Source organism: Bradyrhizobium sp. WSM1743 (assembly GCF_000473065.1).
Lineage (GTDB): Bacteria > Pseudomonadota > Alphaproteobacteria > Rhizobiales > Xanthobacteraceae > Bradyrhizobium.
Genome location: NZ_AXAZ01000055.1, coordinates 36,240 through 56,381 on the forward strand (window position 1 = coordinate 36,240; position 20,142 = coordinate 56,381).

A 20,142-nucleotide genomic window follows, 5' to 3' on the forward strand; every position below is an offset into this window, starting at 1 on the left:
GATGACTCATTGGAGGACGGACCTTTGCCGATGAAGTGATTTGTTCCACACTAGGAACGGAATATACCCGCTCTGCGTTTAGGATTGGTCGTCAACCGCTCAAGGAGCGCGCTATGAGCCAGCAGCGCCACAGAGTGAAACAGACCCGCTCCCTTGAAGAACGAATGGCCGAACAAGCCGCTAACCTGAAAGAGCAGGCCGCTCAACTGCCTGCCGGGAAAGCCCGAGACGACTTGCTCAAGCGAGCCAAGGTCGCGGAGACAGCTTCACGCATCAATGACTGGATAAATTCTCCGGGCCTGCGGCCCCGGAATAGTCCTGGAACAAATGTCCACTTTGATACTTATCGTGTCACCTTTGGCAGGGTGATTCCCGTGAACTTTTTCAGCAGCGACAGATTCTCAGGACGGGAGACCCGGGGAAAAACAACGGTGCAAATGTGGCGCACAGCCAAAGTTGGTCCATACGATGATGGACTCGGTGCGGGGCTTCACCGTGCGCATGTTCGAATGCAGGTGCGGTGAGCGGACTTGGACCGAGGACAAAGAGTAATGCCGCCTCAAGTCGGCGGCCTATTTCACTCCAGCCCACGTTGACTTCCACTTGTGGCCCATCTGCGAAGTTGCGCCGCGTCTGTCGGAGGTCCGCTCATCGCGATAGAGCGGACCAGATTTGCTCAACCTGAGTTCTTCGCATTTTGCCCCGAACCGGACGAATGTGACTCGCCACATTATCCCCGCGCGGGATAGTATGCATCCAATCCTCGGTGTGCGGGCTGCCAGACGCTGGCGTGTTCGGCACCCAACGCCTCCGCCCTGAGTGCGTTTCCGCGTGACGCCTTGCGGCAGAAGGGCCACGCAGAGGGAGGATTGCTTATGTTAATTTGCCAGTGCAACGCTATTCATCGACGCGACGTGGTGTGCGGTGGCGGTGCTGCCCTGCTCGGCGCAATTGTGGCGACGCTGATCGGCAGCGGGAAGCCGTTGCGCGCAGAAGCGATCTCCGGCAAGGTTCCGGAGGTCGATCGCGTGGCCGTGCGCGTGGTGGTCGATAGCTATCAATTCGCAGTCGCGCCGAGCCGGAAGGTTTCCGGTGTCGAGATCGAACACTTCGGCTGGGGCATCGGCGGTGGCAAGCCACCCGGCAAAACGCTTATCAGCGAGTTCGGACTGTCGATGCACGTCGAGTCGCGGCGCGGCACCGAAACACGAAATGTCCTGATGGATTTCGGCTTCACGCCGGACGCGCTGGTCAAGAATGCCAATCTCATAGGCATAGATCCGACCGTGCTTGACACGCTTGTCCTGAGTCACGGTCATTACGATCATTTCGGTGGTCTCGCCGGCTACCTTAAGCAAAACAACGGCAAGCTGAAAGCCAAGCTGCCCATCTACATCGGGGGCGAGGAGGCATTCTGCTCGCGCGAATGGACAGCTCCACCGGTACGCGGCGATTTCGGAGCCTTGGATCGGAAGGCGCTAGAAGACGCGAATGTGGCGGTGACCTATGCAGAAGGACCGGCACTGGTCGCCGATCACGGCTTCTCCACCGGCCCTATCGGTCAGACGAGCTTCGAGAAGCTGCTCTCACCCAGCGCCATGAAGATCGGCGTGGACCACGGCATCGGATGCTATGCTGAGAAGCTTCCCGAGGACGAACGGACGAAGGCTGTCATCCCGGATCAGTTCCGGCATGAGATCGCCACCGCGTTCAATCTAAAAGGCCGCGGGTTGATCGTATTGACCTCTTGCAGCCATCGCGGGGTAATCAACGCAATCAAGCAAGCCCAGGCGGCTTCGGGCATCAATAAAGTTCATGCAGTGATCGGCGGCTTCCACCTCGCGCCCTATAAGGAGGATTATGTGCGCGACACGATCGCAGCGCTGAAGAATATGGATGTCGACTACGTCATTCCACTGCACTGCACTGGTGAGCCGTTCTACGAGATAGCCAAGGCCGAGATGCCGAACCAGCTCCTGCGCTCCTACACGGGCACACGCTTCATCTTCACGGCCTAGCAAGACGGACACACGCCATTTCGCGCGCGGCCGCGAAACGGAGGCAATCGATGGCTGTAGCAGATGTTGAAGGCTCTAAATTGTCTAGCCACGCCGAACGAGTAGAGCGATGCGGACGGTGCCAATCGTGCTAACAATGTCCGGCGAACGCGAAGTCCAAGCGGTGTCCTCGGTTGTTGGCTCATTGGGGTAGACCGGAAGCAACCGACCGACCTTCCGAACAGCGCTCGTGACCAAACCGCACCGTTTATTGGCGCGGATTTGGCGCGACGCGGAAAAGATAAACCTGCCGAGGCAAGCGAGCGCGATTTAATTCTTCGGCTGGACTTTCGAATATCATTCAGATTGGGGAGTTGAGATGAAACCGATCCTTGGATTGCTTTTTGCATTGTTGCTATCTCAGCCGGCCAACGCTCAGGACTCGCCGTTTCGGAAGGAGTTGAAGCGAGCAGATCTGACCGGCACCAACTTGGAAGTCATCACCAGCATTTCAGAAATCAAGCCGGGCGAATCTTCAACACTCCACATCCACCATGGAGAGGAATCTTTTTATGTTCTCGAGGGCGGGACGATTGAGCGCCCGGACGGCAAACAGGTGCCCTTCCCAACGGCAACGACCGGGATCAACGTTCGAGATATGCCGCACGGTGCGTTCAAAGTGGTCGGTGACGCGGCCATAAAAATTCTGACCGTACATATCGTCGACAAGGGCAAACCGCTTTACGACAGGCCCTCCTCGAAGTAGCTGGCAATTCCTACGAACAACATGCGGAGACCGTCAATATAGGCCTCATCTGCTGAAAAAGTGATCAGCCACGTCCGGTGCTGGCCCGAAGGCGCAGGTCCGACCGGCGTCCCTGTTGTCGGCTCATCGAGGTAGACCGGAAGAAACCGGCGGAGCCGCCAACCGGCGCTCATGACCCTGAGCGGAAGTCGTCGGCGTGGGGTGTTGATTACGACGCGGCGGAAGGACACAAACAGTTGGCCAACCATTCTCTGATGAAATCAGGAGGAGGCCATGCTCGCATTCGGACGAATCTTGTTACTGGCGCTGTTGGTCATAGCTCCAGCTCAGGTTTTGGCAGGTCCCGAGGAAGAGGCGAATGCTTTGTTTGCCCGTTGGAAAGCTGCTTACGACGCCAACGATAATGTCGCCGTCGCTAAGCTGTATGCGACTGACGCGATCCTACACGGCACCAGGAGTAGAGACATAACGTTGGGGCGTGAGGCAATTACACAATACTTTACTGTGGTAGTTGGCACCGGCAACAAGGTCGAGTTCGTGGAGAAGCATCTGAGGGTGATCAATCCCACGACCATACTGGCAGTCGGGTTCAACGATTTCATGCGCAACCGTGAGGGCAAACTCGTGCCCGAGCCTGCACGCTTTACAATGATTCTCGTCAAAGATGGCAACGATTGGGTCATAGCCCATCATCACTCGTCATTGCGCCCACCGCCCAAGCAGTGAAGTTCGGCTTGTGGGCCCATCGCTACAATCTCGGTCCGGCGCCTTGATGTCCGCAATGATTGGTAAACCAGACGCCGCTGTGATCAGGCCGAACCGACGCGATTGACCCAGAACCGCCATCGTCAACGGCAGTGTATTGCGACGCACCATTCGTCCCTTATCTGCGATTGCGTGGCATTGCCATCAACCACAAGCGCGTCAAACGACTAACGCCGCGGCGGCACTGGGTCACCCTTGCGACGCCAGGGGCGTGGTGAAGATACCCGCGCCTGGATTGGAGCTGCGGTTTGGACTGAATAGGCGTATTCTTAGTCGGCGTCACGCCTGGGAGCACTCGGCTGCACGCCCCGCCCTGATGGCCTGGTTGGTTCACGACGCCTCGGAGTGCACACGTGCGCGGCTGAGCAAATGCAAACTCCAGCGCATAACAACAATGGGAGGAGGAAACATGGCGCGCATCACGCGACGTAGAGTTCTCAAATTGTCCGGAGCCGGTGTTGTCGCGGCACAAACCTGCGGCCTACCTGCCATCCTGGCCACTGGACGCGCTCCGGCCTACGCGCAGGGAACGAATATTCATTGGCTGCGCTGGACGGATTTCGTGCCGGCCTCGGACGTGCTCCTCAAAGGCCGGATCACGCAGGAATGCCAGAAGGCGACCGGCATCACGCTCAAGCTTGAAATAATCAACGCCAATGATCTGCAGTCGCGCATCACATCGGCGATCCAATCGGGAACCGGAGCCGACATCACCATGTTGCCCGGTATCCGGCCGCAGCTCTACGCCGAAAGTCTCGCCGATGTCGGTGATGTGGCCGAGGAGATCGGCAAGGCCCAAGGCGGCTACTACGACGTCTCCAAGCATGTCGCCGCCGTCGGCAACAAATGGATCGGCGTGCCGTGGGCCGTCGGAGGCACGCTGATCGCTTACCGCAAGTCGTGGTTCGAAGAGATTGGGTACAATGCCTTTCCAGAAACCTGGGACGCGTTGCTCGACGCCGGCAAGAAACTCAAGGCCAAGGGCCGCCCCATCGGCCAAACCGCCGCACACACGTTCGGCGATGCGCCGGGCTGGTGGTACCCGTATTTGTGGTCTTGGGGCGGGAAGAAGGTCGACGCCGACGGCAAGACGGTGGTCTTGAACAGCCGAGAAACCATCGAATCGGTCAAGTTCGCGGTTGGTTTTTGGAAAGACACCTGCGACGAGGGTGGGCTCGCCTGGGACGACACCAACAACAACCGCGCCTTCCTGTCGGGGACCATCAGCGCCACCAACAACGGCGCCTCGATCTACATTGAAGCCAAGCGCAAACCCGAAGTGCATCTGACCGAGAAGGGCACGCCGATGTGGAAGGACATCCTGCACGCGCGCATCCCGAAGGGTCCGGGCGGCCAGTTTAACCTTCCAGGTCCCTTCACCGATGTCCTAATGGGTTACTCTAACAACCAGAAAGCGGCCAAGGATTTCCTGCGCTGGGTGCACTCTAAACCGGTTTTTGCGGAATGGTTTACCTCGCAGCAGGGGTACTCCAACGGCGCTACCAGGGATTGGGAGAAAGACAAGGTATGGGAAGTCGATCCGGTTCTGCTGCCGTTCCGCGATATCCCGCCATTCGGCCGATTGCCAGGATATGCGGCGCCGCCCAATCGCAAGGCCGCCGAAGTGCTGACCAAACACATCATCACGGACATGTATGCGAAGGCGATCCAAGGCATGCCGGCCGAGAACGCGGTGAAATGGGCACAAGATGAGGTCGCCAAGGCTTACGCGTAGCGGTGTATGCTGCGTTGCATGAGTCAGCAGCTGGCCCATCAGCGAAGTTGCGCCTCGTCTGGCGGAGGTCTGCTCATGGCGCCATAGCCGACCAGATTTGCTCAACCTGAGTTTGCGGAAGTCTGGCACGCCGTTCGCTGCGACGTAAAAGGCCGCCGTGCTCACCAACTATGTGGTAGATTGCCCCTTGTCGGCCCGAGGGCCAAGCCGATGAGACGACGCGAATTCATCGCAGTGGTCGGGGCTGCGGCGGTCGGTTGGCCGTCGGCGACGCGCGCGCAGTCAAGGATATTGCGCGTCGGTAGCGTGAGTGGTCAGCCGAGGTCGGAAAGATTTTGGCAGGGCTTTGAGCAGCGCATGGCCGAGCTCGGCTACCAGGATGGTAAGAACTTCGCTTTTGATCACGTGCAGGCTCGGACTGCCGAAGCATTCGCCTCTGGCTATGAGCAGCTGCTTGCGAACAAGCCGGATATCGTCATAGCTTCAGGTACCGAAATTGCTCTCAAGACAGCCCTTGCAACGACGCGATCGCTCCCGATCGTCATGGTCGCAGTTGATTACGACCCCCTCGCCAAAGGCTATGTGACAAGTTTGGCCAGACCCACCGGCAACGTAACCGGCGTCTACCTTCAGCAGATCGAACTCGTAGTGAAGCGCCTGCAGTTCGTGAAGGACGCGTTCCCGAATATGCAGGCAGCGACCGTCTTCTGGGATCAGATTTCAGCCGACCAATGGAAGGCTGCGAGCGACGCCAGTGCCAAGCTGGGAGTGCGACTTGTTGGCATCGAGCTGCGCGACCAGCCGTACAACTACGAACAAGCGCTCGCCCAAGCCCCAGCTGATCATCGCGGCAATCTCATAGTTATGACATCGCCGTTCTTTTTCCGTGATCGTGCTCGCCTGGCCGAGTTTGCCTTGGGGCACCGTATGGCATCTATGTTTTCTTTCCGCGAGTGGGTCGATGTCGGCGGGTTACTGTCCTACGGCCCGAGCATCACGGGGATGTACCGCCGAGCCGCTGAATACGTTGATCGCATTGCAAGGGGTGCCAAACCCGCGGACCTGCCCATAGAACAGCCCACGAATTTTGAGTTCGTGGTCAATCTCAAGACCGCAAAGGTGCTCGGTCTCACTATCTCGCCAACGCTCCTCGCGGGGGCAGACGAGGTGATCGAGTAATGAGTTCTCATTCGGTGTCGTTGCCCTCGCTAAGGGCCGTTGTTGGCCCGAAGGCGCAGGTCCGACCGGCGTCCCTGTTGTCGGCTCATCGAGGTAGACCGGAAGAAACCGGCGGAGCCGCCAACCGGCGCTCATGACCCTGAGCCGACATGCCCCCCTCTGCGGGGCTGCAATAAGTCGGCGCGCGTGGTAGACTTTCTGTCGGTCCGGACCGGATAGCGCAAAATCCGTAGGGGGCCGCGATGCAGCAGGTTGCCGACTGGCTCGAAAAGCTCGGCATGTCCGAGTACGCCCAGCGTTTTGCTGAAAACCGCATTGATTTCTCGGTCCTTCGTGAACTGACCGATCAGGACCTGAAAGATCTCGGGGTCGTCCTCGGTGATCGCCGAAAAATATTGCGCGCGATTGCCGACATCGACGGTATCGAGAAGAACGCACCAGCCGCGCCCGCCAGGGCAACTTCAGCACCGCCTCGCACACCCATCGCGTCAAAGCCAATCCCGACCGCAGTACCACCGCCGGCCTTGGCCGCGGCGGAGGTCGGCGGCGAGCGCCGCTATGTCACAGTTATGTTCTGCGATCTCGTCAACTCGACCAGCATTTCCGCGCAGCTCGATGCCGAAGAGTGGCGCGACCTCGTCAGGGCTTATCTCAATGCCGCCTGCGCCGCCGTGACCGAGATGGGCGGCCATCTCGCCAAGAAGTTGGGCGACGGGGTCATGGTGCTGTTCGGCTACCCGATGGCGCAGGAGAACGACGCCGAACGCGCGGCACGAGCGGCGCTCTCGATCCAACGGGCGCTCGCCGAGGTGAACCGCAGGAATACTGAGGTTGGCAAGCCAACACTTAACGCGCGCGTCGGGATTGAAACCGGGCCGGTCGTGATCGATGCGGCGGGCGAGATTTACGGTGACGCGCCGAACGTTGCGGCGCGGGTGCAGGCGTTAGCGGAGCCAGGAACGGTCGTGGTGACGGCGCGGGTGCAGCATCAGGTTGCCGGTCTGTTCGTCGTTGAGGAACGCGGCAGCCATGAACTTAAGGGCGTGCCAGAGCCAGTGACGCTGTACCGGCTTGTGCGGGCGAGCGGGGGCGGACGCCGTGCGGGACAGCGCCATCTCACGCCGCTGGTGGGTCGCGAAGAAGAGATCGCGATGTTGATGCGGCGCTGGGAGCGGGCGCGGCGGGGCGACGGTCAGTTGGTGATAATTGTGGGCGAGCCGGGATTGGGAAAATCCCGCCTGATCGAGGAATTCCATCCCCGGCTGCGCGAGGTGCCGCACACTTGGGTCGAATGGAGTTGCTCGCAGCTTCTGCAGAACACGCCGCTGCACCCGATCGCCGATTGGGGCCGGCAGCGCTTCGGCGGCGCCGACATACCCGCCGAGCGGCGTCTCGCGGACCTGGAGAATACGCTGGCGCTGGTCAAGCTCGACCCGGCGGCGAATGTCACCTTACTCGCGCCATTATTGGACATCCCCTTGCCGCAGGACCGTGCGCCGACTTTAGAGCCGGAAGAATTGCGGCGCCGACAGCTGACAGCGCTCACCAACTGGGTCATGGCCGGCGCGCGAACTCAGCCCGTGGTGCTGGCACTTGAAGATGTGCACTGGGCTGATCCGACCACGCTCGAGCTATTGCGCGGCATCGCCGAACGCGGTGCGCTGGCGCCCTTGCTCGTTCTCATCACCGCCCGGCCGGAGTTCCGTCCGCCATGGGGCATGCGCTCGCATCACAGCACAATCTCCCTGGCTCCGCTCGATCGCTTGCAGGTGCGCCAGATGGTCGGCGAGCTTGCCTCTCGCTGTGCGCTGTCAAGGGAAGTGGTTGACGGCGTGACCGAGCGCACCGGCGGCGTGCCGCTGTTTGTCGAGGAGATGACACGGCTCTTGCTGGAGAGCGGTGGGCGGGGCATCCAGGCGATTCCGCCGACCCTGCAGCAATCGTTGACGGCGCGGCTCGACCGGCTTGGCCCGGCGCGCGAGGTGGCCCAGATCGGCGCGGTTATCGGCCGTGACTTTTCCTACACACTCCTTCGCGCCGTAACGGCTATGGAGGACAGGCCGCTACAGATTGCGCTGGAACGGCTCGCCGAGGCGGACATTCTGCTGGTGCAGGGCCTACCGCCCGATGCCGATTATCGCTTCAAGCACGTGCTGATCCAGGATGCCGCTTATGAGAATTTGCTTAAGAGCCGACGCCAGGTTTTGCACCGCCGCGTCGGCGAAGTGTTACGCGATGATTTTGCCGCCACCGCTGCGGTCGAGCCGGAACTATTGGCACATCACTTCACAGAGGCCGGGCGCAGTGATGCCGCGGTCGAGTATTGGCAACGGGCGGGGGATTTGGCGATGGTGCGCTCGGGCCACGCCGAGGCTATTCATCACTTTTCCGTTGCGCTGGACCTCTTGAGCAAGCTTGCTGAAAAACCCGATCGTGCAGCGAAAGAGCTGGAGTTATGCGTCAAGCTCGGGCCGGCCCTTGTGATGGTGAAGGGCCCCGGGTCACCGGAGGTCGAAGCGATCTACCGCCGCGCCGTGGCTCTTGAGGCGGGAAAAGATAGCGCGGCGCAGTTCAGGGCGCTATGGGGCCTCTACTACTATTCGATGACCTCGGGACGCTTGAGCGAAGCGGCGGCTCACGCCGACGAGCTTCTCAAGCTCGCGCAGCGCTTGGGCGCCGACGATCTCGTCCTTGAGGGGCATCACGCGAAGTGGGCCACGTCACTTTGGTGCGGCAACTTGGCCGCTGCAGACGAGCATTCTCAAACAGGCATTTCACAATACGACTGCACCCGGCATCATGCTCTCGCGTTCGCGTTCAGTGGACATGATCCTGGCGTGTGCGCTCATGGCATCAGGGCGATCAACATCGCGCTGTTGGGCTTCCCTCAAAAGGCAATGAAGTTCGGTGCCGAGGCCGTCACGTTAGCTCGGAGCTTGTCCCATCCCTACAGCCTTGCCATCGGCATGTGGCAACATGCGATCGTCCTTCAGGTCGGCCGCCAGAGGCAAAGCTGCTGTGATCTCGCGACTGAGCTGATCGAACTGTCGCAGGAGCACGACTTTCCCATGATGCGCGGCGCTGGAGTGTTCTTCTTGGGGTGGGCGACGGCGGATGGCGGCGAACTCGAGCAGGGAATCTCTTTGATGGAACAGGGTCTCGCGCTCTTTTCGGCTGTCCGCCAAGTCACCAGACCTTACATGCTGGCCGTTTTGGCAAGCGCTAAAGCGGACCTCGGCACGCCGGACGAAGGGCTCGAATTGTTGAAGGATGCGCTCGCCTTGACAGCAGTGAGCGGTGAAGCTTGGTGGCAGGCCGAAATGCACAGCCTTAGGGGTCGGCTGCTTGCGGCGCGCGGGCAACACGATGAGAGCGAAGCCTGTTTTCGATGCGCAATCGAGGTCAGCCGCGGACAGAGTGCGAGGACGCTGGAACTGCGTGCTGCCACAAGCCTCGCGCGGCTCTGGAGCGACCAAGGCAGGAACGCCGAAGCCCGGGATCTCCTCGCCCCGATCTACGGCTGGTTCACCGAGGGTTTCGGCACGCCCGACTTGAAGGAGGCCAAAATCTTACTCGACGCGCTGGCGCGATGATGCCGCTCATGTCACGAAGTTTGTAAGGAACGTCCGCAGTTGATGCTGTGGACGGCTCCTCCACTGGCACGAGAGCGCCAAGGAGTGGGCGCCGTTTTGAGGCTCCCACGATTCGGAGGAGCAGCCTATGCAGTCAATTTCGACGATCGGCCAATCCTCCCACTCGCGGAAGAAATCGAGAATACGTTGCCACGTTTTCAATCGCGGCAGCGGTATCGTGGCCACCGCGGCAAGTGCCGGCAGATCGGTTCAATCCTGGCGCTCTGCCGCCCTTCTCACCGTGACTTCGTCGACCGAAGAGGGTCGCGGGTTTCGCACTCCCATACAACCAGCACAGCCCAGCCAAGACAGGCCAGCTCTCGCTGCACCGACTTATCACGGACAACATTGCGCGCCAGCTTCGGTAACCAGTAATCCCGGTTACTTTGAGGCTGCCTGCGCCCTAGCGAGCAGTCATGCTGATGCCAAAAGCAGCCATGAACGAGAATGATTTTCCTCTTGGATGGGAAAACGAGATCAGGGGTGCCAGGAAGGTCGCGGCGGTGTAGGCGAAACCGGTGACCTAGCCTGTGCGCTAACTTGCGGACAAGCAGCTCCGGGCGCGTGTCCGTCTTCCGGATGCGCCTCATCTGTGCGCTGATTTGTTCTTTGCTACGCGTGGTGCATTTAAGTGGCTGGCCAGTCCTAAATGATAGTACACTAGGAGCGATCTGGGCTGTTCTAAATTTCCGAGAGGCTGACAGTCCAATCTTTACTCGATCATCACCAACCCGTTCTCGCCGTACGTCGCGATCCTGCCGAACTTCGTGATCCCGAGCGACGGAATCGCGCAGCGGGCCGTTCTGGCTCTCAGGAATCTTCATCGGCCTCTGCTCGCCGGTCTACGGCATCTTGGGTCTCTCCGTGGCGATCATCGGTCGTGCAGGCACGGTCCGAGCTTCGCGTCATCATCTGGAGGGATCACCGACGGCCTATTGGGCTTCGCCGCCGTCAACAGGGCGCGCGATTACGCCAGACGCGTCATTGTCGTGATCGGCCCCAGAGGAGCGGGCGACCGGTACGGCCTGAGCCGCGCCGAGCTGAGGTGCCAATTTGCGAACAGCGGTTGCTAAGCGAGACGGCCACAAGAGGCTTACCAGAGTGATTGAATGACGACCGCTCGGTCTTCCTACATGGTTTGTACAGAATTTGTACGGGCCGATTTTTGGGGGGTCATTTTCCCTTAGGCGAAATCGGTAAAAACATCAACGATTTCAAAATGGTAGCGGGGGAGGGCTACCTACGTTCCCCCCGACAGCATTTACCCGAGTTTTTGGTCTCCGCTGCTTAGTTCTGCCGGTTCCACCAGTTGATTAACCCCAGGGAGCCGGGACCCCCACCTACGTCCCGCCCCTAATCGTCCTCCGCGGGTTTTTCGGCGTGGCCTGTCAGCGCTTTGCTCCGGGGAACAGCACGCCTCATCACGCAGTGAAATAAAACTTGATGGGATAAGTCAAAATCAAGTCTTGATCTTCCATCTTCCTCTACCGGCGCCCCCTGCGATTTGAATGCGATCTGAATAGGTAAGAAGCAATGACAGATCAGCAATTGGCTATTCACGCCATCAGCGAAGCCCAATGCATACTGGACGAATACCTTCAGCCTCGCCCCAACGACAATGAGCGGATGATCCTCGACAAGCTGGTGGAGGTTCTTGAGCGGCCCGATCTGGTGGTCGCCATAGCTCGGCTGCAGCAACGAAGTAGCCCATAGCGCTCAGATGGCAAAACAACTTCCATCAATTCGTTTTGCCACCTGCGTCGCTGCGCTCCTGTTGATTGGACTGCCAACTGCGCAGGCGAAACAACAATGCAGCGCCGAGGTGCCACCAAATGCGCGGGAGTATTGGTCTTGGCGCATCATCGACGGACGAAGATGCTGGTACGAAGGCAGGCCCATGCTTTCGAAGTCATTGTTGGAGTGGCCCGCTCCAGCTTCCACCCAGTCCGATAGAGAACTTGAAGGCGCCCTTACCGAAAAGTCTAGGGATCCGATGGACGCAAAAGCCTGGGCGCCGGCTGACCGAAACACTTTCGATGCCCTTTGGCGCGAAAGGGTGGAGCAGCGCTAAGACCCGCCCCACTCTGTTAACGTCGACGGGCGGCTTCTCCCCTTGTGGGAGATTGTCACTCTATCTACCGCGTTGAAGTAGCAGGGGAAACGGAATCGGTGTCCGTCCAGTGTCCCTTGCGCGGAGTTCCGGTTCGGTATCCCCCCGTGTCATTCGAGCGGAGAGCCAATGGCGTCTGCCGCCTGTTCGATAAGCTCGGCGCAGCGGTGCACAAACTTGTCGTCAACATCTACAAGGAAGCCGACATCAGAGACGTCACCTTCCCCGTCAAAATGATCGCCGTCGGCACGGACCTTGAATTCGAGCTGGCTCGTTCTCGCCAACAGCTCCTGATGGCTTCTGCCCTCGCCATGCTTAAGCACATTTACGGCCAGCCTGTAGTCAACGAAGGCCGAAGCGAGGTCATGCTTGCCGTGCGCACGTAAATAGTCGTCGAGTTGAATGAAGGGCTGGGACCAAGTTAGCTTCGATTGAAGCAGTGCTTCAAACATCGAGAACATTCCAACGGCTAAGACGGCGCGTTGAAGGCGGAATACGCGCAAGGCATTGACCAACTGGGTCGCGCCACTGGTCTCCAATTCTTTGAAAGTCTGCCGCTCCAATTCGTGTGTGTGGCGCAGCGTGAAGTCCATGCACGCGGTGAAAAGCTGAATGTCGGTGAGCGCCATGTGCGTTATTCCGGCAGGTCTATTACCTGATGCAGATTGGTGACGCGGTAACCGGCGGGCCGACCGGCCGTTGAGCTGGACGTTGACGTCAACGATGAAGCCTTTCTTGTTCGTTGGCTTCGCGGACCTCGTGCTTGGCCTTCGCCAGCCCGACCGTCCTTCTGCTCCTGCCGCATCTGGCCCTGCGGCGGGTCGCGAGGACAGGATCGCTGAAATCGATTCGCGTAGAGTCAACGGGCTGTGAATAGGTCGAATAAGCTGCGGTTGTTGGCTGCAGATTCACGCATCGCGGCGAATCTCTTGTAGGTTGGCGGGGTCGGGCGAACTTGATTCGCCTGATGACGAAAAAACCGGGCTAACCCCTTCCCCAAGGAATGCCCGGCTTTCGTGATCCGTTGTCAACTCCCATGCGGCCTCGTGGCCGTCTCTCTTATGACGTTCAGTAATACTGAACGTATGAGTCCGGTCAAGGGGTCCAACACAAAGGACTCTAAAATTGCGGAAGACGAAGTTTACGTTTGACGAAGCTGTGGATGTTTGGTTGCGTTATTGGAGTGGTCAGCTTCAGCACGAGATCGCTGCCGACTACCGCATCAATGCGGGAAGAGTCAGCGAGATTCTGACTGAGAAGGACCACGTCGGAAGCAAGCAGGTCGCAGCGTCTAAGCGCTCTGCGTAAACTCGACACGACGGGCGGCGTCATGCCGCCCGTTTTCCTTTAATGCGTTAGCGCCACTTGCTGGCGACGTTATAATCGGTGCGAGATTCTGCAGGATGATCTAGATAACCGTCAAACCGTTAGAGAGTCGTGAGATGTTCGGATGGGCTGGCTTCAAGTATCAGACCGACGTGATCGTCAATATCCATTCGATTTTGCATTTCGTCCCTGAGCTTAAGAAGCTGCTCAAAACTTTTCCAAAACTAAAGCAAGCCGCCGGTGATTTCAGAAAGGCGGGAAGGAGCGAGCTTGAAGCTGCTGCGTATCTGAGCGTGGTGGTGCTTGAGTCAGTGTTGGCGCATGTGCCGGAAGATGACCGCAACCAAACACTCGCGGAGTTGTTCCGTTTTGAGGGCGACCGCTTCCATTGGTTTCGCGATCAATTGGCCAACGAAAGCGGAACGGCCTCAATATCTACCGAGGTTCTGCCGCTCACTTTCGCACTAGGATTCGCCTTCTGGTACTTGGGCCACTCTGTACGTGAAAACCGATTGCCAGAAATGGTCTATCGGGAATTTCTCACCGATGTAGTTGGGATATTGCAAGGCAAGACAGCGACGGTGGGTGACCAATTTCCAGCCTAGTGCGGAAAATAAACCTTCGTATCGTTCCATGCCCCCTTTGGATGCTCGACGTTTCCCTACGTTCAATTGAGCCGCCAATCGCGATCATCTAGCGAGGATGTGCGGTAGCGCTCCCGCTATCGCTGCCCTCCTTGGGCGTTTCCTCCCTCGACTTGAGCCGCTTGTGGCAACGCAGGCGGCCCTTCTTTCGACTGCAGAGCGGCACGATGTTGTTTTTCATCTATTGGTCCGTGGTGTTGGACCCTGCAATATATCAAGCAGCCCTGGTGCCGTTGCGGCGCGCACAACCAAAGTCCAAGAGTTGCTAAAGGCGCGTACGTGAGCGCTGTTCGAGCCGCCGAATCTCGCCGGGTGTGAGCCTGCGCCGGAAGCGGTTTCTTAGCTTGTTTAGTGGCATTAGCGACAGACGATTACGCAGGAGCCGGTCTAGCGGCTCGGCCCTCTTCCACCGGCCCGATTTCCGCCTGCAAAACTCGTAAATGACAGCCAGTAACGTCGCGAGACCTGTAAGCAGACAAAGGAAAAAATACAGGTTAGGATTGTGTCAACTCATGTTCAGCGCCCGGTAGGGACTATCAATCAAATATCTCAAAAAATGAGACATCTGACAAACCTGCCGATGCTTTCATCGTTAGCCCGGCCTACGCGACATCCTCCGGCGGGCGATCAGAGGCCGCGAATACATGCGCCCCGGATCGCCAGTACATCTGTGGTCGCAGTTCACGTCGGCCAATAGCCGCCCGCTATCGAGGCCCGAACGCAAACCTCTCAACGTCTTCAAGGCTGGCGTCATACTGCCGGGTGCCACAGCCGCTGATCACGACGTTCCTGTGATCGACCACCATTATAGCCGGGGCTATAGAATGCTCGCAGCCAGGACCGCGCGGGCGTCTTGCAAAGGCGCATATCCCGCTTGGCGAGCTGACGACACGGATTTTGATTGAAGCCATAACAATGGATTCCTTCTCGAAGGAAGTTTCCACTGTTGTGGCGATCCCGCTAGCTCGCTTGTGGGTTGGCGAGGGGCGAGGGCAACCTTGGTTGCGCGCACCATCCAGCTAGATCGCTTTCGATCGCTCGTCAAGGCTCGTCGTCAGAAACCTATGGACCCTCAGGGTTCGGCTGTTCAATCAGGCCAGCATCGGCCAGCGCGCGGCCGACAAGCCATTCGACGAACCCGGCGACCGACAGCCCGCGCATCGCTGCGGCGCGCCTCCAGGGCCGCCCTGCGCGAGTGTGGAACTCGAATTCCGACCGCGAAATTATTTTCAGAGCTGCACATTGAGGGCCTCTTTCGAACGCCGAAGGGCGCGTCCTTGAACGAAGCCTTGGCACGAGGCGAAGGTGCCGCAACGGCCAGTTGTTGGACGATGTGCTCAGGTTCTGATGCCCGCTGCATGGCGCCGGCTTCCTTTCCAGAAGCACAAACAAAAACGCCGCCCCGGAAGGAGCGGCGAGTGCGAAACCTACATGTGAGCGGAACTCACTTCTCCATGGCGTCTGCTGCGTCTCTCGCCGCATCCTTAACGTCACCTGCGGCATTATGCACAGCGCCCTTGGCCTTGTCAGTCTTGCCTTCCATTTGCAGGTCCTTATCGCCGGTCAGCTTACCCGCGCCTTCCTTGATGCTGCCCTTGGCCTTATCGGCGACACCTTTCGCATGCTCGCGATCCATAACGCACTCCTTCAATCTGGATGACACCCCAATGCACCAGAAAGTGCAGCGTTCCGAATAGTGTTGGTGAGCAACGCCAATCGGCTGAGTGGACCTCTTATGCGGCAATAAAGTTGACCAAGAATGTTCGTCCTCAGTGGCCATTTTTCATGGCGCCGTGGCACTGAAGGCGTGCAATCCGAGGCGAGTGGTGCTCTCGGTTAGGCGCAAAGGACGTTACACCGCATCTTTGCTGATGAAGCAGAAGTCGCGGGGCGTTGCACATTTGCAACCCGCACAGCCATTCGAGGTAGTAAGCTAGCCCAGCAGAATGACTGAAACATACTTCGTGTTTACTTCGATATAATCAGCGGGGGCGGAAAGTGTTTGATGTCTATCGCAATGAGAAGCGCGACTTTCTCGTTCTAAGCACGGGCTCTGCGATACCCGCAGTTTGCTCTCAGAATAAGTGGCGCAAGAGCAGAAAACGAGTTCTCAAAGTCAGCGACGAGATCAAGTCAGCCGTTCAAAGACAGGGCTATTACGTTCGCAGCTTGCGGATCACCAAGGAGCGGACAATCTAGGTCGAGCGGGTCGGCGGCCTCTCTCAATCGTCGAACCGATCCCATCCCAAGGCAACGGGGGGTGATCCTGACGCCCGATAAGGAGCGCGATGTTTGGATGCGAGCGGCGTGATGTGGCGGGCGATAAAAGAAGGGAGTTGCTCGACTACTCGCTCTTCCTAGTTCTGTCGTCCACTGGACCGGCATTTCGACGCTGCGAGCTGATTTGAGTGGATGGGTCTCACGTCGGAGTTCAATTCGTCACCGCAAAGGCGAAGGCAAACGCAAGCCCACAGAAACGTCTTGTCGGCTCACAATGAGACGGGTCGGATTTACCAAATGAACCCTCAGCAGCCTGACATATGGCCGCCATACCGACGCCGCGCTCAAGCTTGCGCGGGAGATTGGAACAGCGAAAGTTCAAAACGGCCCCAGCCGCAGGTTGGGAGAAACAGCCGGGGCCGGCATTCCCATTCCAATGTGCCGCAATCGGCGGTAATCGGCACGCTTGTTAGCTAGCCACATGAAAGCTAACGAACTGTTTCGAAGGACCCGAATTCGGAGCGAGGCGCCTGATCTCACAAACGCGCTTCGCAACGCAACGTAGCGCCAACGGCCCGTAATTGTACGTTGGGGAGTGCCCCCGGAGCATGTGGATAAAACCCGGCGGCTCGCGTAGCATCGGAAAGGGTCCAACGTCTCGCCGGGATCAGACAAATGAGCCGTTTCCTGCTGTGCTGTGTAGCCGCGACCTGCTTTGCCGGAGCTTTGGTCTTCCATTCCTCCGAAGCGAATGCTGTCTTTTGGCGCGGCATCACCGCGCCAACAAACATCGATATTCATGGGTGGCCGATCATCAAGGAGCCCCCGCCGAGCCCATGCCAGTGGATACGGGTGAGCGGTGGCTACTGGGTCCGACAGTGCGTCTACTAGGCCAGCATTGGCCCATCGCTCAATTCAGAATTTAAGGCCGAGGCGCACTTTGTTCTTCCGCGAACCTGAGGCGATTTAGGTGCGTGGCGTTACTTCTCCTCTTTGGGAAGCGGCTCTTGAGTCGTGCGGCGTAGGAGGGTGTCGAAAGGCGGCGGTAGAGATTTGCTATCGCATGCTCCAGCTCAGTAGCGATGGCCCGGTAGCGCACGAGCAGTCTCGCATAGGTCGCGCTTAGTCTGATTTTTTGCAACAATCTGAAGTCTCTCGCATTCAGCGATTTGCGCGCGGAGCAGGTCTAGTTGGGCTTGCATTTCCTTCATGGCGCCGGAGTTGATATTCCTGCGACACTGGCGTCAATGCGAAAAGTACCCGAAGCGAAGGTCCGCCGGGGCCGAAGGCCGCTCTCCGGCCACATTAAAGAATTCGATTTTCCGACGAGGACGCATGAGCCGAGCGTTCAGGGAGGGAGGGATGAAATTGCAGTTAATTGCACTGAGCCTGCTGATTGCGACCCCGGGCGCGGCCGAGACCTACAAGGACTACGAGTGCCAGTATCTCGGCAAGCTGTTCGACAATTGCGCGGTGCCTGAGAACAAGTGCGATCCTCTTCCACCGGAGCAGCGCGGGGGCGGCATGAGCCGGGCATGGTCCCAGCTCGCAGACGCACACCCGAAGTTTAACTGGGAAAGGCTGAATGCGCTGTGCAAGCGAGTGTGTGACGGCAAGCTCACACCGGACGCGGCGCTTCATCGCTACTGCGCTGTGCGGCCTAAGCTGTAGCTCAGTCCGCCTCCTCACTGGACGCCTTGGCGTAGAGTGTATCCTAGAGGAGCGTCTGCCCGCAACTCACGTGGCCGTCGCAGCTGTGCGCCGCGCAGATCACGATCACTCGCTCACACCTTCGGAGAGGCGGCTAGAGCTGCGGGATCGACAGGAGGCCTTTGATGGGGCAATGGAGAGATGGCGATGAGCAGCATGTTCCTAGTGGTTTACACGTCCGCGCACCTGATCGGGGCGGTCAGCTATCCCCTGACCCCGACGCTGTGCGAGCAGGCTCTGGAACAGTGGAACGACACCAAGCAGGCCGTGATCGATGGCAAACTGGATGGGGAGATTGCAGGCTACACGTTCGCGTGCGAGCGCCACGACGTGCGCCCCAAGGTGCAGGCCAAGATCGATGCGCGGGAGCAGTTCGAGAGCGATTGCTGGAATATCCACGGCGGCATGAAGAACTGCCACCAGTACCCCAACGGGGATGTCGAGATGCACGGTCCCCGCGACCCGGTGAATGGCAGCGTGAAGTCGTGGACCATCAAGTTCAAAGACAGGCTGAGGGGCCTGCCGTAGCCAGAGAGGATGATCTTCGCTTTGATGCTTCGTGCAAAGCCCCATCGGGCCAGCCTGACCCCTTGGGGCTGGAGGGGACAAGTGCGGGGCCAAGCGGTCCGACGGCTGGCGCGTGAGGAAGCGCCATGCAATTCGAAACTAGTCCCGGTCAGGGACATCGCTGTGTTCACTTGTGACCGGGAACAACTATTTGTAATGTTCCTGCATTGGAACATCGAGGCCGCAGATGAAAGTCATGCAGGCTCGGTTGGAGAAGCTAAAGCGAGACGCTGCTGAGTGCGCCCTCATTCGCGACTTGGCGACTGATCCCAAGAAGCGCGAGTTGTTTGCCAGATTGGCTGATCACCTTGACGTGCTCGCATCGGCAGTGGAGCAGGCTATGGGTGAGAGCGGCGGCAGCGAAATCTCTCCTGATCTGCCGCCGAGGCCGTCGCGCCGGGCCTAACGTTTTGAATTGTGTGCCCCGTTCCAATCTCGCAATCAAGCCGCGAATGCCTATTTTTCCCGCATGCGTTCATTTGAGTTTGCCTACCAACCAAGGGCATTTCGGTCCCGAGCGGGCCGGACTGGCTTCACGAGGTGAAGTACGACGGTTATCGCCTTCGCTTGGAGCGCGATGGCGACCGCGTGCGCCTGATTACGCGCGGCGGCTACAATTGGGCGAGCCGCTATCCATGGATTGTGGAAGCCGCGCGTAAGGTCCGCCAAAAGCAATTCGTGCTCGACGGCGAGGCGGTCGTGCTCGGCGTCGATGGCGTCTCGGACTTCAACGCGCTGCACTCCCGCAAACACGATCATGAAGTGCAGCTCTGCACCTTCGATCTCCTTGCCGACGGCGGTAACGACCTTCGTATGCTTCCGCTGTCGATGCGGAAGACGAATTTGGAGCGCCTGCTCGCGCGGCGTCCTGAAGGTGTCTTCGTCAATCCCTTCACGTGGTGAGCTTGGGCCTGATCTGTTTCGGGCCGCCTGCAACATGGGCCTTGAGGGACTGGTGTCAAAAAGAAGAGATCGGCCGTATCAACCAGGGCGGAGCAAGCATTGGGTAAAGGTGAAAAACCGTAGTCATCCAGCGATGGAGCGGGAGCTATGATCGGCAGAGCGGCAGGTCCGATCTGCCACTAATAGCGGACCTCAACGATCGATCGGTCCACCTCGCCTTGGGGCCATCTACTCAATCGTCTGATCAGCGATGGCGAGGAGCCCAGGCGGGAAGGTCAAGCCGAGTGTCTTCGCGGTCCTAAGGTTGACGACGAACTGGAACTTGGTCGGCTGCTGAACCGGCAGATCGGAAGGCTTGGCGCCCTTCAATATCCTATCGACATAGGTGGCGGCGCGTCGATAAAGATCAGCGGCANTTGTGTCATAGGCCATCAAGCCACCGGCCTCAACGACTTGCGCCGAAAACGGGTATATCGCGGGTAGTCGGTAGCGGGCTGCGAGTTCTGTAACTCGCCCGCTGTAGACAACGAACAGACTCTCCGCTGTCGTGAGGAGCCCTTCAGCACGCTCCTTGGCCCCAGCGTCGAA

The 20,142-nt window shown here is 58.9% G+C and carries 19 protein-coding genes; 14 read left to right on the forward strand and 5 right to left on the reverse strand.

Annotated elements, in window-relative coordinates:
- Positions 1-113: 113 nt before the first annotated feature.
- The 7 genes from YU9_RS51180 (at position 114) to YU9_RS42680 (ending at position 10,035) form a co-directional block, all read left to right on the forward strand.
- On the forward strand, positions 114-524 hold the full coding sequence (locus YU9_RS51180; protein WP_371259204.1) for a hypothetical protein: 411 nt from the start codon (positions 114-116) through the stop codon (positions 522-524).
- Between the two features lie 351 nt (positions 525-875).
- Positions 876-2,018 (forward strand): MBL fold metallo-hydrolase, encoded by a 1,143-nt coding sequence (locus tag YU9_RS0127455; RefSeq protein ID WP_027575677.1) that lies wholly within the window; start codon positions 876-878, stop codon positions 2,016-2,018.
- 358 nt (positions 2,019-2,376) lie between these two features.
- The gene (locus tag YU9_RS0127460) at positions 2,377-2,763 is read left to right on the forward strand and encodes a cupin domain-containing protein (RefSeq protein ID WP_027575678.1); all 387 of its coding nucleotides are present in this window, start codon (positions 2,377-2,379) and stop codon (positions 2,761-2,763) included.
- A gap of 273 nt (positions 2,764-3,036) precedes the next feature.
- Positions 3,037-3,489: an SgcJ/EcaC family oxidoreductase gene (locus YU9_RS0127470; protein WP_027575680.1), complete on the forward strand. Its 453-nt coding sequence runs from the start codon at positions 3,037-3,039 to the stop codon at positions 3,487-3,489.
- A 448-nt stretch (positions 3,490-3,937) separates the two neighbouring features.
- Positions 3,938-5,263, forward strand: a complete 1,326-nt coding sequence (locus YU9_RS0127475) for an ABC transporter substrate-binding protein (RefSeq protein WP_027575681.1) — start codon at positions 3,938-3,940, stop codon at positions 5,261-5,263.
- Positions 5,264-5,473: 210 nt separating this feature from the next.
- A complete protein-coding gene (locus YU9_RS0127480) occupies positions 5,474-6,442 on the forward strand; it encodes an ABC transporter substrate-binding protein (protein WP_027575682.1) in 969 nt (322 codons plus the stop codon).
- A gap of 242 nt (positions 6,443-6,684) precedes the next feature.
- Positions 6,685-10,035, forward strand: a complete 3,351-nt coding sequence (locus YU9_RS42680) for an adenylate/guanylate cyclase domain-containing protein (protein WP_051380543.1) — start codon at positions 6,685-6,687, stop codon at positions 10,033-10,035.
- A gap of 275 nt (positions 10,036-10,310) precedes the next feature.
- On the opposite strand, the gene YU9_RS50815 is transcribed toward YU9_RS42680, so the two are convergent.
- A complete protein-coding gene (locus tag YU9_RS50815) occupies positions 10,311-10,898 on the reverse strand; it encodes a very short patch repair endonuclease (RefSeq protein WP_084299085.1) in 588 nt (195 codons plus the stop codon).
- A 709-nt stretch (positions 10,899-11,607) separates the two neighbouring features.
- Between YU9_RS50815 and YU9_RS0127490 the strand changes: the two genes are divergently transcribed.
- Complete coding sequence (locus YU9_RS0127490) at positions 11,608-11,787, forward strand: hypothetical protein (protein WP_027575683.1); 180 nt, start codon at positions 11,608-11,610, stop codon at positions 11,785-11,787.
- Positions 11,788-12,294: 507 nt separating this feature from the next.
- Here YU9_RS0127490 and YU9_RS0127495 read toward each other — a convergent pair.
- Positions 12,295-12,813, reverse strand: a complete 519-nt coding sequence (locus YU9_RS0127495; RefSeq protein WP_036018265.1) for a hypothetical protein — start codon at positions 12,811-12,813, stop codon at positions 12,295-12,297.
- Positions 12,814-13,303: 490 nt separating this feature from the next.
- Positions 13,304-13,516, reverse strand: coding sequence for a hypothetical protein (locus tag YU9_RS48180; protein ID WP_156952151.1), 213 nt, complete (start codon positions 13,514-13,516; stop codon positions 13,304-13,306).
- Between the two features lie 110 nt (positions 13,517-13,626).
- On the opposite strand from YU9_RS48180, the gene YU9_RS0127505 reads away from it, so the two are divergent.
- Entirely contained in the window at positions 13,627-14,115 is a 489-nt protein-coding gene (locus YU9_RS0127505; protein WP_027575686.1) for a hypothetical protein, read from the forward strand.
- Positions 14,116-15,598: 1,483 nt separating this feature from the next.
- Here YU9_RS0127505 and YU9_RS0127510 read toward each other — a convergent pair.
- Positions 15,599-15,790, reverse strand: coding sequence for a CsbD family protein (locus tag YU9_RS0127510; protein ID WP_027575687.1), 192 nt, complete (start codon positions 15,788-15,790; stop codon positions 15,599-15,601).
- Positions 15,791-16,152: 362 nt separating this feature from the next.
- Here YU9_RS0127510 and YU9_RS50220 point away from each other — a divergent pair, with 362 nt between their 5' ends.
- From YU9_RS50220 to YU9_RS42700, 5 genes are all read left to right on the forward strand, one after another.
- Positions 16,153-16,353 carry a hypothetical protein gene (locus YU9_RS50220; protein WP_036018267.1) on the forward strand — a complete coding sequence of 67 codons (201 nt, stop codon included), beginning with the start codon at positions 16,153-16,155 and terminating at the stop codon, positions 16,351-16,353.
- Positions 16,354-17,736: 1,383 nt separating this feature from the next.
- The gene (locus YU9_RS0127515) at positions 17,737-18,045 is read left to right on the forward strand and encodes a hypothetical protein (RefSeq protein ID WP_156952152.1); all 309 of its coding nucleotides are present in this window, start codon (positions 17,737-17,739) and stop codon (positions 18,043-18,045) included.
- A 186-nt stretch (positions 18,046-18,231) separates the two neighbouring features.
- Positions 18,232-18,612, forward strand: a complete 381-nt coding sequence (locus tag YU9_RS0127520; protein WP_156952153.1) for a hypothetical protein — start codon at positions 18,232-18,234, stop codon at positions 18,610-18,612.
- A gap of 226 nt (positions 18,613-18,838) precedes the next feature.
- Positions 18,839-19,057 carry a hypothetical protein gene (locus tag YU9_RS42695; RefSeq protein WP_036018271.1) on the forward strand — a complete coding sequence of 73 codons (219 nt, stop codon included), beginning with the start codon at positions 18,839-18,841 and terminating at the stop codon, positions 19,055-19,057.
- A gap of 134 nt (positions 19,058-19,191) precedes the next feature.
- The gene (locus tag YU9_RS42700) at positions 19,192-19,554 is read left to right on the forward strand and encodes a hypothetical protein (RefSeq protein WP_245266543.1); all 363 of its coding nucleotides are present in this window, start codon (positions 19,192-19,194) and stop codon (positions 19,552-19,554) included.
- Positions 19,555-19,782: 228 nt separating this feature from the next.
- On the opposite strand, the gene YU9_RS0127535 is transcribed toward YU9_RS42700, so the two are convergent.
- The coding region (locus YU9_RS0127535; RefSeq protein WP_027575690.1) for an ABC transporter substrate binding protein at positions 19,783-20,142 on the reverse strand (360 nt) is incomplete at its 5' end.

What these genes read in the sequence shown, in the direction of transcription:
- YU9_RS48180 (WP_156952151.1), bottom strand. Translation starts at nt 13,516, where the DNA reads ATGACGCCGCCCGTCGTGTCGAGTTTACGCAGAGCGCTTAGACGCTGC.
- YU9_RS42695 (WP_036018271.1), top strand. Translation starts at nt 18,839, where the DNA reads ATGAAAGTCATGCAGGCTCGGTTGGAGAAGCTAAAGCGAGACGCTGCT.
- YU9_RS50815 (WP_084299085.1), bottom strand. Translation starts at nt 10,898, where the DNA reads ATGAAGATTCCTGAGAGCCAGAACGGCCCGCTGCGCGATTCCGTCGCT.
- YU9_RS0127480 (WP_027575682.1), top strand. Translation starts at nt 5,474, where the DNA reads ATGAGACGACGCGAATTCATCGCAGTGGTCGGGGCTGCGGCGGTCGGT.
- YU9_RS0127475 (WP_027575681.1), top strand. Translation starts at nt 3,938, where the DNA reads ATGGCGCGCATCACGCGACGTAGAGTTCTCAAATTGTCCGGAGCCGGT.
- YU9_RS0127490 (WP_027575683.1), top strand. Translation starts at nt 11,608, where the DNA reads ATGACAGATCAGCAATTGGCTATTCACGCCATCAGCGAAGCCCAATGC.
- YU9_RS0127455 (WP_027575677.1), top strand. Translation starts at nt 876, where the DNA reads ATGTTAATTTGCCAGTGCAACGCTATTCATCGACGCGACGTGGTGTGC.
- YU9_RS0127505 (WP_027575686.1), top strand. Translation starts at nt 13,627, where the DNA reads ATGTTCGGATGGGCTGGCTTCAAGTATCAGACCGACGTGATCGTCAAT.
- YU9_RS0127495 (WP_036018265.1), bottom strand. Translation starts at nt 12,813, where the DNA reads ATGGCGCTCACCGACATTCAGCTTTTCACCGCGTGCATGGACTTCACG.
- YU9_RS0127470 (WP_027575680.1), top strand. Translation starts at nt 3,037, where the DNA reads ATGCTCGCATTCGGACGAATCTTGTTACTGGCGCTGTTGGTCATAGCT.
- YU9_RS42680 (WP_051380543.1), top strand. Translation starts at nt 6,685, where the DNA reads ATGCAGCAGGTTGCCGACTGGCTCGAAAAGCTCGGCATGTCCGAGTAC.
- YU9_RS0127510 (WP_027575687.1), bottom strand. Translation starts at nt 15,790, where the DNA reads ATGGATCGCGAGCATGCGAAAGGTGTCGCCGATAAGGCCAAGGGCAGC.
- YU9_RS51180 (WP_371259204.1), top strand. Translation starts at nt 114, where the DNA reads ATGAGCCAGCAGCGCCACAGAGTGAAACAGACCCGCTCCCTTGAAGAA.
- YU9_RS0127515 (WP_156952152.1), top strand. Translation starts at nt 17,737, where the DNA reads ATGAAATTGCAGTTAATTGCACTGAGCCTGCTGATTGCGACCCCGGGC.
- YU9_RS0127520 (WP_156952153.1), top strand. Translation starts at nt 18,232, where the DNA reads ATGAGCAGCATGTTCCTAGTGGTTTACACGTCCGCGCACCTGATCGGG.
- YU9_RS0127460 (WP_027575678.1), top strand. Translation starts at nt 2,377, where the DNA reads ATGAAACCGATCCTTGGATTGCTTTTTGCATTGTTGCTATCTCAGCCG.